Consider the following 13,662-nt stretch of genomic DNA (forward strand, 5'->3'; position numbering starts at 1 on the left):
TTGAAAGTTATTGCAGTTAAGGAGGAAATAAACAATGAGTAAGATTATTGGAATTGACTTAGGAACTACAAATTCATGTGTATCAGTAATGGAAGGCGGCGAAGCTGTTGTCATTCCGAATCCGGAAGGTAACCGTACTTCTCCATCCGTAGTTGCTTTTAAAAATGGTGAACGCCAAGTTGGTGAAGTAGCTAAACGACAAGCAATTACAAACCCAAACACTATTCAATCAATTAAACGTCATATGGGTACAGATTATAAAGTTAAAATTGAAGATAAAGAATACACTCCTCAAGAGGTTTCTGCGATTATACTTCAATACATTAAGTCTTATGCAGAAGATTACATTGGTGAAAAAGTAGAAAAAGCAGTAATCACTGTACCAGCATACTTTAATGATGCCGAGCGTCAAGCTACAAAAGATGCTGGTAAAATTGCTGGTCTTGAAGTAGAACGTATTATTAATGAACCTACTGCAGCAGCATTAGCATATGGTATCGACAAAGAAGATCAAGATCAAACAATTCTTGTGTATGACCTTGGCGGTGGTACATTTGATGTGTCTATTCTTGATATTGGTGATGGTACTTTTGAAGTAGTATCCACTGCAGGTGACAATCGTCTTGGTGGAGATGACTTTGACCAAGTAGTTATTGATCATATGGTACAAGAATTTAAGAAAGAAAACGGAATTGATCTTTCTCAAGATAAAATGGCTACTCAGCGTTTAAAAGATGCTGCTGAAAAAGCGAAAAAAGATTTATCTGGTGTAACGCAAACGCAAATCTCACTTCCATTTATTACAGCAGGAGAAGCTGGTCCATTACACTTAGAGATGACTATGTCCCGTGCGAAATTTGATGAACTTTCTTCAGATTTAGTTGAACGTACAATGCAACCAACTCGTAAAGCATTATCTGATGCAAGCTTATCGAAGAGCGATATTGATAAAGTAATTCTTGTTGGTGGTTCAACTCGTATCCCAGCTGTTCAAGAAGCAATAAAAAAAGAATTAGGTCAAGATCCTTCAAAAGGTGTTAATCCGGATGAAGTCGTAGCACTTGGTGCCGCAATTCAAGGTGGGGTTCTTCAAGGTGATGTAAAAGATGTACTATTACTTGATGTAACACCATTATCTCTAGGTATCGAAACAATGGGAGCAGTAACCACAAAATTAATCGAGCGTAATACTACTATTCCAACAAGTGCGTCTCAAACATTCTCTACTGCAGCTGATAATCAAACAGCAGTTGATATTCACGTCCTTCAAGGTGAACGTGAAATGGCATCAGATAACAAAACGCTTGGTCGTTTCCAATTAACAGACATTCCACCAGCACCACGTGGTATGCCGCAAATTGAAGTTAGCTTTGATATCGATGCTAACGGTATTGTTAACGTCCGTGCAAAAGACCTTGGAACAAATAAAGAACAATCGATTACAATTAAATCATCATCAGGTCTGTCAGATGATGAGGTGGATCGCATGGTAAAAGAAGCAGAAGAAAATGCAGATGCGGATAAACAACGTCGTGAAGAAGTAGATTTGAGAAATGAAGCAGATCAACTTATCTTTACAACTGATAAAACAATCAAAGACCTAGATGATAAAGTCTCTGAAGAAGATAAACAAAAAGCAGAATCTGCTAAAGATGAATTGAAACAAGCGCTTGAGTCTGGTGATATGGAACAAGTGAAAGCGAAAAAAGATGCTTTAGAAGAGCACGTACAACAATTATCTGCTAAGCTTTATGAGCAAGTACAACAAGAAGCTCAACAAGCTTCTGGCGAGCAAGGTGAAGAAAGTGGTCAAAAACAAGATGATGATGTTGTAGACGCTGATTATTCTGAAGTAGATGACGATGATAAAAAATAATAGCTGATGAAATAAATGAAAAGTCAAAGTCAGGATTCTCTTGGCTTTGACTTTTTTAAGGGTTTTTGGAAATAACTATTTGCTTTAGACAAATAGTTGATGATAAGATAAAACTTATGCTATAAGTGTGTCGGGAGAGTGATGTAAGATGAGCAAACGAGATTATTATGAGATATTAGGGATTGATAAATCTGCATCTCAAGATGAAATAAAGAAAAGCTATCGTAAATTGGCTCGTAAGTACCATCCAGACGTGAATAAAGAAGAGGATGCAGCGGATAAGTTTAAAGAAGTGAAAGAAGCTTATGAAGTACTTAGTGATGACCAAAAGCGTGCTCAATATGATCAATTTGGTCATTCAGGACCACAAAGTCAAGGCTTTGGCGGCGGTTTTGGTGGGGGAGCTCAAGACTTTGGAGGCTTCGGTGATATTTTTGATATGTTCTTCGGAGGTGGAGGTCGTTCACGTGATCCAAATGCTCCACAACAAGGTAATGATTTACAATATACAATGATTTTAAACTTTGAAGAAGCTGTATTTGGAAAAGAGACGGACATTGAAATTCCAAAAGAAGAAACGTGTGATACATGTAATGGATCAGGTGCAAAACCAGGTACAAAACCGAAGACATGTTCACATTGTAATGGTTCTGGTCAATTAAACCAAGAACAGAATACGCCATTCGGACGTGTTGTAAATCGCAGAGTATGTAATTATTGTGAAGGGTCCGGTAAAATTATACCTGAAAAATGTAATACTTGTGGTGGTTCAGGAAAAGTCCAGAAGAAGAAAAAAATTCATATCTCAATTCCTGCAGGTATTGATGAAGGTCAACAAATTAGAGTGGCAGGTAAAGGCGAAGCTGGTAAAAATGGTGGGCCAGCAGGAGATTTATTTGTTGTAATTAAAGTGCGACCACATGATTTCTTTGTGCGTGAAGGAGACCATATTTTCTGCGAATTGCCACTGACATTTGCCCAAGCTGCATTAGGTGATGAATTAGAGGTTCCTACGGTACATGGGAAAGTAAAAGTTAAAGTTCCAGCTGGAACGCAAACTGGAAAAACTTTCAGAATTAAAGGCAAGGGTGCACCGAATGTACGCGGGCGAGGACATGGTGATCAGCATATCAAGATCAAGGTGATGACACCTACTAACTTATCTGAAAAACAAAAAGAACTACTTCGAGAGTTTAATGAACTTGGTGGAAATGAATCAACTGATGAACCAGATGATAATATTTTTCAACGCTTTCGTAGAGCTTTTAAAGGAGAATAACGGTACAAATACTTTGTGCCGTTTACATAGATATTTTTCCATTGGACGGGTGGTAGCCAAATGAAATGGTCAGAGATAAGTATTCATACGACAAACGAAGCAATTGAACCTATTTCGAATATTTTACATGAAACTGGTGCAAGTGGTCTCGTAATTGAGGATCCATTAGATCTTGAGAGGGTGGAGTGTACTCAATTTGGGGAACTTTATGATCTAGATCCCGCACTATATCCTGAAGAAGGTGTGCGTATTAAAGCATACCTTCCTATGAATAGTTTTTTAGGAGAAACAGTTGAAGAAATAAAGCAGGCAATTAATCAATTGTTGTTGTATGATATTGATTTAGGGAAGAATGAAGTCACGTTAAGTGAGGTTCATGAAGAAGAGTGGGCAACGGCTTGGAAGAAGTATTATAAACCGGTTAAAATATCGAATCGTATTACAATTACTCCTACATGGGAGGAATATACACCAGTATCTAGTGATGAATTGATTATCGAATTAGATCCGGGTATGGCTTTTGGTACAGGGACACATCCTACAACAGTTTTAAGTATTCAAGGTCTAGAGGCGTATGTAAATCAAGGGGATTACGTAATGGATGTAGGCTGTGGTTCAGGTGTTTTAAGTATTGCTGCTGCTAAATTAGGAGCAGAGAAAGTTTATGCTTATGACCTTGACGAAATTGCTGTGAAAAGTACAATATTAAACAGTAAGTTAAACCAGATTAATGAATCTGTAAAGGTAAAACAAAACAACTTACTAGAAGGTGTTCAGCAAGAGGCTGATGTTATTGTATCCAATATTTTAGCTGAAATAATCATACGTTTTGTCGATGATGCATGGAATAATTTAAAAGAAGGCGGGTATTTTATCACTTCTGGAATTATCCAAAATAAAAAACAGCTGGTAAAAGATAGATTGACTGAACAAGGATTTGAAGTAATTTCTTTAAACGAAATGGAAGACTGGGTATCAATAGTAGCTAAGAAGCCAAGTGAAAAGTAGGTGAAGAGATGCAAAGATACTTTGTATCGCAAGAGAATGTCACTGAGAATTCAATACGCATTACAGGAGATGATGTTCATCATCTACAACGAGTAATGCGAGCACAAGTTGGTGAAAACATCATTTGTAATTCAGAAGATGGACAAGCTGCGATGTGCCGTATCACTATATTAGCGGACGATTATGTTGATGCAGAAGTAATGGAATGGCTAGAAGGTACGAATGAAATGCCGATATTCGTTACAATTGCACAAGGTATACCAAAAGGGGACAAGTTTGATCTAATTCTCCAAAAAGGAACAGAGTTAGGTGCTTCAGGGTTTATTCCTTTCCAGGCTGAACGATCTATAGCTATTTGGAATGATGAAAAAAAGTATCATAAGAAAGCAAAAAGGTTTCAAAAAATTCTAAAGGAAGCAAGTGAACAAAGCCATCGAAATCGAATCCCTACTTTATATCCAGTAATGAATTTAAAATATTTACTGGATGAAGCATCTGCTTACACAGTGAAACTATTTGCTTATGAAGAAGAGGCAAAAACAGAGAAGATGTCTTCAAATTTAGTAAATTCGTTACAGAACATTTCAACAAATGATAACATAATTCTCTGTATTGGACCTGAAGGTGGTTTTTCAATTGAAGAAGCTGACCGATTAAAAGATAATGGATTCATACCAATACGCCTTGGTAAACGGATTTTACGCACAGAAACGGCAGCTTTATACGCTTTATCAAGTATTTCCTATCAATTAGAAGAATTGAGGTGTTTAACATGACCACAGTGGCTTTTCATACACTTGGTTGTAAAGTTAATCATTATGAAACAGAAGGAATCTGGAGAATGTTTAAAGAAGAAGGTTATGAAAGAGTAGACTTTGATCACAATTCGGATGTTTACGTGATTAATACTTGTACGGTTACGAATTCTGGTGATAAAAAAAGTAGACAAGTTATCCGTAGAGCGATTCGTAAAAATCCAGAAGCAGTAGTTTGTGTAACCGGATGCTATGCACAAACGTCTCCGGGAGAGATTATGGAGATTCCTGGTGTAGATATTGTTGTAGGAACACAAGATCGTAAGAATATTTTTTCTTATATAAAAGAACATCAAAAAACAAAAGAACCTGTTAATGGTGTATCAAACATAATGAAAAATCGCGTGTTTGAAGAAATGGACGTCCCAGTGTTTACAGATCGTACGCGTGCATCATTGAAAATACAAGAAGGATGTAACAACTTCTGTACATTTTGTATTATTCCATGGTCTAGAGGATTATTACGATCTAGAGATCCAGAGAATGTATTAGAACAAGCCAATAAATTAGTAGAAGCAGGATATAAAGAACTCGTTCTAACTGGTATTCATACAGCTGGGTATGGAGAAGATATGAAAGACTATAATTTTGCTATGTTACTAAGAGAGCTAGAAGAAGTAGAAGGATTAGAGCGAATTCGAATTAGTTCCATTGAAGCGAGTCAAATTACAGATGAAGTCATTGACGTACTGGATCGAAGTAAAAAAATTGTACGTCATCTGCATATACCGCTTCAGTCAGGATCTGATAGTGTCCTAGCTCGAATGCGAAGAAAATATTCTACAAGCTTTTATAAGGAAAAAGTTAATAAACTTCAAAGAGCATTACCTGGACTAGCTATTACTTCCGATGTTATCGTTGGATTTCCTGGTGAAACAGAGGAAGAATTTCAACAAACTTGTTCTTTTATAAGAGAAATAGGATATGCTGAACTACATGTGTTTCCATTTTCAAGAAGAACAGGAACACCGGCTGCTCGCATGGAAGATCAGGTGGAAGATACTATCAAAGAGGAACGTGTCCATCATTTAATTACACTTTCTGATCAACTTGCGAAAGAATATGCTTCACAGTATGAAAATGAAGTATTAGAGGTTATACCTGAAGAAAGGCTAGATGAGGAACAACCAAATACATTAGTTGGCTATAGTGATAATTATATGAAAGTACAATTTGAAGGTACTCCAGACTTAATAGGAAAGATTGTTAAGGTCAAAGTAACTAAATCAGGATATCCTATTAATCAAGGAATTTTTGTTCGAGTTATGGAACATTCAACTCACAGTAAAGCAAAAGTTTATGGAGCTTAACATATTTGAAGGGAAGAGATTAAATGGAATTAGCTAAATATATCGATCATACTCAATTAAAACCAGATACTACAAAGGAAAGTATTGCAAAGATTGTCGAAGAGGCAAAACAACATGAATTTGCTTCCGTTTGTGTAAACCCCCACTGGGTGTCATACTGCTATAAAGAATTAAAAGATACACCAGTAAAAGTTTGTACAGTAATTGGTTTCCCATTAGGATCAACTTCTACAGAAACGAAAATTTTTGAGACAAAACAAGCAATTGCTGATGGGGCAACAGAAGTTGATATGGTAATTAATGTCGGTGAACTAAAATCAAATAATGATGAATTTGTTGAGAAAGACATCCGTGCCGTAGTCGAAGCTGCAAAAGGCAAGGCCCTAACCAAAGTAATTATTGAAACTAGTCTTTTAACTGAAGATGAAAAAGTAAGAGCTTGTAAATTAGCCAAAAATGCAGAGGCTGATTACGTGAAAACATCTACTGGATTTTCTGGTGGTGGTGCGACTGTAGAGGATATTCGCTTAATGCGTGAGACAGTTGGGCCTGAGATGGGAGTAAAAGCATCTGGTGGTGTTCGCGATTTAGAGCAAACAAAAGCAATGATAGAAGCAGGAGCAACAAGAATTGGAGCTAGTTCTGGCGTTGCGATTATATCAGGAGAACAAGGAACATCTGACTACTAAATTTGAATAGATTATGTAACATAATGATGATATTAGATATAAATAACCGTTGACCTGATTCATTGTTTATATTATAATTTATAAAGGCATGAGATTAGATTCATGTTTGTATAAAATGGTTTTGTGCTTCGGAGGGAGGGAAATTAGCATGTCAAATACAACTCGCGTTCGTAAAAACGAGTCTCTTGAAGATGCTCTTCGTCGCTTTAAACGCAGTGTATCAAAAAGCGGTACACTACAGGAATATCGTAAACGTGAACACTATGAAAAACCTAGTGTAAAACGTAAGAAGAAATCAGAAGCTGCTAGAAAACGTAAATTCTAAAGAAGGTGCGAGCGTATGACGTTACTTGATCGTCTGAATCAAGATATGAAGCAAGCGATGAAGAACAAAGATAAAGAAACCCTTAGCGTTATTCGCATGGTTAAAGCTTCAATTCAGAATGAATCGATTAAACTTGGTAAAGATACACTTTCCGAGGACGAAGATTTAACAATTCTGTCTAGAGAAGTTAAACAAAGAAAAGATTCCCTCCAAGAATTCAAGAATGCTGGAAGAGAAGATTTAGTAGAAAAAATCGAAAAAGAACTGGAAATACTTGATGCGTATTTACCAGAACAACTTTCAGATGATGAGTTAAGATCGATCATTCAGGAAACAATTCAAGAAGTGAATGCTACATCGATGAAGGATATGGGTAAAGTGATGGGCGCTGTTATGCCAAAAGTAAAAGGTAAAGCAGATGGCTCTCAAATAAAAACGAAAGTGCAAGAAGAATTGCGCTAACTAAAAGAGATCATCCTAAATTAGGATGATCTCTTTTTAATAATATTTATCAGTTGCTAAGGTCTGACTTTCTCTACTGTTCAATTGTATGGTACTATCAAGATGTACCGAATACACGAAAAAAGATGAATCCTTTTAACTGATTGCTTCGTATTATAGGTATAGGTGCTTTATAGGGGGTGATTTAAGTTGATTGGGAAGCGGTTAAGATATGCTGTATACATAACTTTCATTGTGGTTCTTTTCTGTATACCTTTTGCATCTGGAAATATAGTAGATGCAGAACAAGGAGAAGGAGAAACCGTCTATATTATTCCAATAGAAAATGAAGTAGAGAGAGGTTTAGAAGCCTTCTTGAACCGAGCAACAGAGGAAGCGATGGAAAATGGTGCAGATCATATCATTTTTGAAATAGATACACCAGGAGGAAGAGTAGATTCAGCAGGCAAAATTGGTTCGCTGATTCAGAGCTTGGTAGTACCTTCCACATCGTATATTGTTAACGAGGCACTCTCGGCTGGGTCTTATATCGCATTATTTTCTGATAATATCTACTTTAACCCTCACGCTACAATGGGAGCAAGTGGGGTAATTAATCAAGATGGAACAGCTGCTGATGCAAAAGCTCAATCTGCTTGGCTAGCTCAAATGAGAAGCGCTGCCGAGTCACAAGAAAGAGACCCGCTTTATGCAGCAGCAATGGCGGACAGTAGTATTGACCTTCCAGAATTTGGTGCGCCAGAAGGAAAGTTTTTAACTTTAGGGCCAAGTGATGCTGTAGAAGTAGGTTATGCTGAAGGAATTGTAGATGATCGAAATGAGTTACTATACGAATTAGGATTAAGTAACGCAAGTATAGTAGAAGTCGAAACATCTTTTGCAGAAGAACTAGCTCGCTTTCTAACTAACCCTGTAGTAATCCCTATTTTACTCTCCGTCGCGAGTCTTGGTTTAGTAGTAGAGCTGTACTCACCTGGTTTTGGTGTGCCGGGAACAATGGGAATTGTTGCACTATTACTATTCTTCTATGGCCATATTGTAGCAGGTCTTGCTGGTATGGAAGCAATCATTCTCCTATTAATTGGTGTTGGTTTAATTATTGCTGAATTTTTTGTTACAAGCGGTATTTTGGGCTTTATTGGTATAGCTGCTGTAATAGGTTCTTTGTTTATGTCCGGGTATGATCTTGGCCATATGTCATTAAGTATTGGTATAGCCTTTTTGATTGCCGTAATTGTTGGAGTAATATTGTTTAGGAGAATTGGTATGGATAAAGGAGTTTTTCGCCATATTATACTAAGAGATAGTACTGCAACTGAACAAGGATATGTCTCTTCCGTTAACCGAATAGAACTAGTAGGTTTGGAAGGAACAGCGTTAACACCACTGCGTCCATCGGGAATTGGAGTTTTCGAAAATGAACAAATCGACGTGGTGTCAGATGGTTCATTTATTAGTAAGGGTAAACATCTTAAAGTTATTCGTGTAGAAGGTGTGCGTGTAGTAGTGAAGGAAATAAAAGAATAATTAGGAGGCATATAAATGGATAGTAGTGTTATTTTACCAATTATAATTATAGCAGCGGTACTTATCGCTTTAGCAATTTTGTTTACATTTGTACCAGTCGCACTTTGGATTAGTGCACTTGCTGCAGGGGTTAAGATAAGTATCTTTACTCTAATTGGGATGCGTTTACGTAGAGTAGTACCAAATCGAGTAATTAACCCGCTAATTAAAGCACATAAAGCAGGATTAAATGTGAAAACCAATCAATTAGAGAGTCACTATCTTGCTGGTGGTAATGTAGACCGAGTAGTGAATGCATTAATTGCAGCACATCGGGCAAACATTGACTTGCCTTTTGAACGCGGTGCTGCTATTGACCTTGCTGGTCGTGATGTTTTAGAAGCTGTACAAATGAGTGTTAACCCAAAAGTAATTGAAACACCGTTTATTGCAGGTATCGCTATGGACGGTATTGAAGTGAAAGCACTTGCTCGTATAACAGTGCGTGCAAATATTGATCGATTAGTCGGTGGTGCAGGTGAAGAAACAATCATCGCTCGTGTTGGTGAAGGTGTTGTAAGTACAATCGGTAGCTCTGACCATCATAAACAAGTATTAGAAAATCCAGATTCCATTTCGCAAACAGTATTGAGTAAAGGACTTGATTCTGGTACTGCATTTGAAATTCTATCTATTGATATTGCAGATGTAGACATCGGTAAGAACATTGGTGCCATTTTACAAACTGATCAAGCTGAAGCAGATAAGAATATTGCACAAGCAAAAGCGGAAGAACGACGTGCAATGGCTGTCGCACAAGAACAAGAAATGGTTGCTCGTGTTCAAGAAATGCGTGCAAAAGTTGTGGAAGCAGAAGCAGACGTACCACTTGCTCTTGCAGAAGCATTACGTTCAGGAAAAATGGGTGTTATGGATTACATGAATTACCAAAACATTGATGCGGATACAGATATGCGTGATTCTATTGGTAAATTGTCTAAAGAGAATAAAGATGATGACCAACAGTAATACCTTTTCCAATTGTGGATGTAAAGGAGGGATATAATGGACTGGATTTTTGAAAACCTATTTCTAATTTTTATTATCATTTCAGGTATTATTGCAGTACTTGGTGATGGCAAAAAGAAAAATCAGGAAGAGCAAAACAAAAAAACTCCTCCACAAAAACAGTCCAACTCTGCTCCTAGAACTACCCAGCGTCAACCTAGAGCAGAAAGAAAGGTTTATACCGAACAAGAAAGACCTACTATGTCAGCAGGCAATATTCAGGAACAACAGCAAGAGCAAATGAAGCGAATTGCTAATAAGTATAGTGCCCAGGTACAGAATGTAGAGGATCTGGAGGAGAAAGATACTTCGACAGTATTACCTGCAACCAAAGATGACAATCAAGGTATAAGCCAGCAAGAAATGAAGCGTCGAGTTACAAGTAATTTAAGCGCAGAAGGTCTTGTAAATGGTATAATTATGTCAGAAGTTCTAGGATCTCCAAGAGCAAAGAAACCGTATCGAAGTGTGGTACGTGATCGTTCACATTAGATAGGTAATAATTTTTATAAATATTAAATCCCGATTATCCATAATGGTAATCGGGATTTTTTGTGTTTAATTTATCAGAATTATATTAATTAATCCGTCTGTTACATGTAATAATATCCCCACATCAAACGATGAGGCTTATCCAAAGAGGCTAAGGGTGATAAACTCTCCGTAAGTGTACACTTGAGCTTAACAAGCTTTCGGTACGAAAAATCTCCCGCTCAGTGAAGTTTCACTTTATGCTGTACAGTTTATATTTCTTTACTTGTTAATTACAGATAGTGGACGGTTCTTGTTCTTATTGATGAATTTTTTTCATACATATCTATGTGAGGGGGGATCATCATTGGCTAAATGGCATCAGCGAATTCGTTCACTATTAATTGAACAATTCTCTCTTCCTTCTGATGTTATTCTGGAAATGCCTAGAATAACAATCATAGGGCATATTCATTTTTATATTGAAAATCATCAAGGACTAGAGGTTTATTCCAATAACGAATTAAAATTAAAGGTAACGAATGGTTATGTACAAATTAAAGGAGATGCATTTGTATTAAAAATGATGTTACCGAAAGAAATTATGTTAGAAGGTACCATTCATGAGGTAAAGTTTTTACCGGATTAACTCGTAGAATAGGAGGTTCCAATGAAACGTAATTATGGCAAGAGGATACGAGGATATGTAACCGTTCGAGTCTCTGGCGAAAAGCCGGAGCTATTCTTCCAAAAATGTGCGAATGAAGGTATTTTTGTTTGGGATGTTAAAAAGGTCTCTTCAAAAGATTGTATTGCTAAATTAAATTTGCAAGATATTAAGAAACTAAAGCAATTACGTAGAAGAACAATATATAAAATTTCTTTTGAAGAGAGGAAAGGATTGCCATTTGGATTTTCTCGGTTTTTGAAGAAACGATTCTTAGTAATAGGAATTTTAGGTGGAGTGTTATTTTTTTTATTTTTATCTAATTTATTATGGTCTGTTAATATCACTGGTGTACCGAAAGAGATAGAAGAAAAAATTAAAGTACAATTAGATAGCTATGGAATCCATCCCGGTGTTTGGTTATTTTCTGTGGATACACCGAAAGATATTCAAAGGAATTTATTAGATGATGTTCCAGAATTGTTATGGGCAGGTGTTGAATTGCAAGGGACAACCCTATACTTAGAAGGGGTAGAAAAGATAATAGTTGAAGAACTAGATCCCAGTGAACCAGGAAATATTGTTGCTGCTAAAGAAGGAGTAATAACGAGGATGTATGTTTCCAAAGGAGAACCTGTAAAACAAATCAATGATTATGTTAAACCAGGAGATTTACTTGTAGCGGGAGACTTAAGCTATGAAGAAAATCAAGATGAAGACGAAAATGAGACAGATGAGAATAAAAGTCAACCAATTACTGCTGAAGCAGAAATATTTGCAAATACGTGGTATGAAGTTACATTAACCGTTCCCTTGTCTTATAATTATGAACAGTTAACAGGGAATAGTAAAAATAAATATTATATGAAAATGGGACAACTTCAATTTCCAGTATGGGGATTCCGTGATCCTGATTTTAAACAAACCCAAGTCGAATTGAATGAAAAACCGATACAGTTTTTAAAATGGAAATTACCGATTTCAATTGTAGAATCAGAAATAAATGAAAAACAATTACATGAAGGTCAAAGAACGAAGGAAGAAGCAATTGAAGCAGGTAAAAAGCAAGCTGTAAAACAACTAGAGACAGAACTAGGTCCTGATGCGGAAATATTGTCAGAAAAAGTTTTGCATGAACGTATCGAGCATGGTAAAGTAAAATTAATCGTTTATGTTTCTGTAGAAGAAAATATTGTTAAAAATGAACCTATTCGCCAAGGAGACTGATTATGTCCGAACGCTTAACTGATCTAGATTTGCAATTAAATGGTACCAATGAAACTTTAGGTCTATTTGGTACCAATGATAAGCACTTACAACAGCTAGAAACATTGCTCGATGTGAATATTGTATCACGTGGAGAAGCGGTTAGTGTTTCTGGTTCAGAACAAGCAATACAACAAGTTAAAGAAATTCTCTTAGCAATGTTAAATGTTATCCGTAAAGGACAAACAATAACTGAACGTGATGTTGTTTACGCTGTAGAGCTGTCTCGTAAAGGTAAGATTTCACAGTTTGAAACCTTATTTGAAGATGAAATTACAAAGAACTATAAGGGTAAATCAATAAGGGTAAAGACGCTTGGACAAAAAAGCTATATACAATCAATCAAAAGTAATGATCTAGTATTTGGAATTGGTCCAGCAGGAACTGGAAAAACCTATCTTGCGGTAGTAATGGCAGTACATGCATTGAAAAATGGACTAGTTAAAAAGATTATACTAACTCGTCCAGCAGTTGAAGCAGGAGAGAGTTTAGGGTTTTTACCGGGAGATTTGAAAGAAAAAGTTGATCCTTATTTGCGCCCGCTATATGATGCGCTGCATGATGTTTTTGGTTCAGAACATACATTACGTCTTATTGAACGAGAAACGATAGAAATTGCACCTCTTGCATATATGCGCGGCAGAACATTAGATGATGCTTTTGTTATATTGGATGAGGCCCAAAATACTACTCCTGCACAAATGAAAATGTTTTTGACTCGTCTTGGTTTTGGTTCAAAAATGATAATAACAGGTGACATCACACAAATTGACTTACCTAAAGGGGTTACTTCCGGACTACAAGTTGCAGAACAACTACTTTCTAAAGTTGAAGGTATTTCCTTCATTCACCTCAGTCAAACTGACGTAGTTCGACATCCACTTGTCCAAAAAATAATTAACGCTTATGAAAAATGAAAA

At 36.6% G+C, this 13,662-nt stretch carries 14 protein-coding genes; all 14 read left to right on the forward strand.

The genetic code is table 11. The features are described 5' to 3' along the window. Positions 1–34 precede the first annotated feature (34 nt). Positions 35–1,876 carry a molecular chaperone DnaK gene (dnaK, locus tag ABC346_RS12505; protein WP_413235155.1) on the forward strand — a complete coding sequence of 614 codons (1,842 nt, stop codon included), beginning with the start codon at positions 35–37 and terminating at the stop codon, positions 1,874–1,876. 148 nt (positions 1,877–2,024) lie between these two features. After that, positions 2,025–3,155, forward strand: coding sequence for a molecular chaperone DnaJ (gene dnaJ, locus ABC346_RS12510; RefSeq protein ID WP_413235156.1), 1,131 nt, complete (start codon positions 2,025–2,027; stop codon positions 3,153–3,155). Between the two features lie 60 nt (positions 3,156–3,215). Further along, a complete protein-coding gene (gene prmA / locus ABC346_RS12515; RefSeq protein ID WP_413235157.1) occupies positions 3,216–4,163 on the forward strand; it encodes a 50S ribosomal protein L11 methyltransferase in 948 nt (315 codons plus the stop codon). 8 nt (positions 4,164–4,171) lie between these two features. Then, a complete protein-coding gene (locus ABC346_RS12520; RefSeq protein WP_413235158.1) occupies positions 4,172–4,939 on the forward strand; it encodes a 16S rRNA (uracil(1498)-N(3))-methyltransferase in 768 nt (255 codons plus the stop codon). Beyond that, positions 4,936–6,288 carry a tRNA (N(6)-L-threonylcarbamoyladenosine(37)-C(2))-methylthiotransferase MtaB gene (gene mtaB / locus ABC346_RS12525; RefSeq protein WP_413235159.1) on the forward strand — a complete coding sequence of 451 codons (1,353 nt, stop codon included), beginning with the start codon at positions 4,936–4,938 and terminating at the stop codon, positions 6,286–6,288. Before ABC346_RS12520 ends, mtaB begins: the two co-directional genes overlap by 4 nt. Positions 6,289–6,311: 23 nt before the next feature. After that, positions 6,312–6,977 (forward strand): deoxyribose-phosphate aldolase, encoded by a 666-nt coding sequence (deoC, locus tag ABC346_RS12530; RefSeq protein ID WP_413235160.1) that lies wholly within the window; start codon positions 6,312–6,314, stop codon positions 6,975–6,977. A 148-nt stretch (positions 6,978–7,125) separates the two neighbouring features. Beyond that, positions 7,126–7,302 (forward strand): 30S ribosomal protein S21, encoded by a 177-nt coding sequence (rpsU, locus tag ABC346_RS12535; protein WP_010650937.1) that lies wholly within the window; start codon positions 7,126–7,128, stop codon positions 7,300–7,302. Between the two features lie 15 nt (positions 7,303–7,317). Further along, positions 7,318–7,764 carry a GatB/YqeY domain-containing protein gene (locus ABC346_RS12540; protein WP_413235161.1) on the forward strand — a complete coding sequence of 149 codons (447 nt, stop codon included), beginning with the start codon at positions 7,318–7,320 and terminating at the stop codon, positions 7,762–7,764. Between the two features lie 189 nt (positions 7,765–7,953). Continuing rightward, positions 7,954–9,291 carry an NfeD family protein gene (locus ABC346_RS12545; protein WP_413235162.1) on the forward strand — a complete coding sequence of 446 codons (1,338 nt, stop codon included), beginning with the start codon at positions 7,954–7,956 and terminating at the stop codon, positions 9,289–9,291. A 15-nt stretch (positions 9,292–9,306) separates the two neighbouring features. Then, on the forward strand, positions 9,307–10,299 hold the full coding sequence (floA, locus tag ABC346_RS12550) for a flotillin-like protein FloA (protein ID WP_413235163.1): 993 nt from the start codon (positions 9,307–9,309) through the stop codon (positions 10,297–10,299). Positions 10,300–10,335: 36 nt separating this feature from the next. After that, complete coding sequence (locus tag ABC346_RS12555; protein WP_413235164.1) at positions 10,336–10,830, forward strand: hypothetical protein; 495 nt, start codon at positions 10,336–10,338, stop codon at positions 10,828–10,830. 346 nt (positions 10,831–11,176) lie between these two features. Further along, positions 11,177–11,458: a sporulation protein YqfC gene (gene yqfC / locus ABC346_RS12560; RefSeq protein WP_017797072.1), complete on the forward strand. Its 282-nt coding sequence runs from the start codon at positions 11,177–11,179 to the stop codon at positions 11,456–11,458. A 21-nt stretch (positions 11,459–11,479) separates the two neighbouring features. Beyond that, positions 11,480–12,703 carry a sporulation protein YqfD gene (gene yqfD / locus ABC346_RS12565; RefSeq protein WP_413235165.1) on the forward strand — a complete coding sequence of 408 codons (1,224 nt, stop codon included), beginning with the start codon at positions 11,480–11,482 and terminating at the stop codon, positions 12,701–12,703. 2 nt (positions 12,704–12,705) lie between these two features. Then, the gene (locus tag ABC346_RS12570; protein ID WP_413235166.1) at positions 12,706–13,659 is read left to right on the forward strand and encodes a PhoH family protein; all 954 of its coding nucleotides are present in this window, start codon (positions 12,706–12,708) and stop codon (positions 13,657–13,659) included. Positions 13,660–13,662 lie beyond the last annotated feature (3 nt).

The organism is Oceanobacillus phoenicis (assembly GCF_047238145.1).
In the GTDB taxonomy this organism is placed as follows: domain Bacteria; phylum Bacillota; class Bacilli; order Bacillales; family Amphibacillaceae; genus Oceanobacillus.